The organism is Oleiphilus sp. HI0128 (assembly GCF_001635365.1).
On sequence record NZ_LWGG01001417.1, the window covers coordinates 1 to 880 of the forward strand.

The following is an 880-nucleotide window of genomic DNA, read 5'->3' on the forward strand; positions in this document are numbered from 1 at the left end:
TTTGGTTCAATTGTTGGAAAAACAACACCATCGGCTTTCATGAAAGTGAAGCAAACCCTAACTTGGTAAAACACCTCGACTTGCTCAAGCTCGCCCCCGGTAAACGAATACTTTTACCTTTATGTGGGAAAACTCTCGATATTCCTTGGCTAGCCTCTAAGGGATTTCAGATTGTTGGCATCGAGTTAAGCGAGTTGGCCATACAACAACTTTTCGATGAAATGGGCGTTCGGCCAGAAGTGAGCACCCAGGGGCAAATTAAACGCTATCATGCTGAGAATGTAGACATACTAGTCGGTGATTTCTTCAGTGTCGATAAAGAAGCGCTTGGCCAGGTTGACGCTGTGTTTGACCGTGGCAGTTTAGTTGCTTTGCCTGTAGAGATGCGCAAGCAATATGCCTCACACCTCAACACTCTGGTTGCTGGAACGCCTCAGCTAGTGGTTTGCTATCAGTATGATCAGAGCCTAATGGGTGGACCGCCTTTTTCAGTTAGCGAAGAAGAGTTGCAGCAACACTACGCACAGCATTACAACTTGCGGCCCCTTGATAGCACGAAGGTTTCAGACAAGTTTTCAGCAGCCTTTCCTATCACTGAATATGTCTGGCTACTTGAGGGCGAGAATTAAACCCTCAGCCCTTTTATTCTTGTTAGCAAGCCTACTCACTAGAAAGAGAAGACCATGAAAGAAGACCAAGCTCGCTGGAATAAGCGCTTTAGCGAGCGCCCGATGGTTCAAGCGAAAGCACCCGCTTTTATCGAGGAGGCTTTAGACCAGCTCCTACCCGGCAGTGTGCTTGATATTGCCAGTGGCGACGGTGCAGCAGCCTTATTCCTAGCCGCGAAAGGCTTTACTGTATCGGCTGCCGACATATCAGA

Annotated in this window: 2 protein-coding genes; both read left to right on the forward strand. The window is 48.0% G+C overall.

The features are described 5' to 3' along the window. On the forward strand, window positions 1–629 hold a 629-nt coding region (gene tmpT, locus A3763_RS23530; protein ID WP_068760613.1), incomplete at its 5' end, for a thiopurine S-methyltransferase. A 54-nt stretch (window positions 630–683) separates the two neighbouring features. After that, window positions 684–880, forward strand: a 197-nt coding sequence (locus A3763_RS23535) for a hypothetical protein (RefSeq protein WP_197483072.1), incomplete at its 3' end; no start/stop codon positions are given.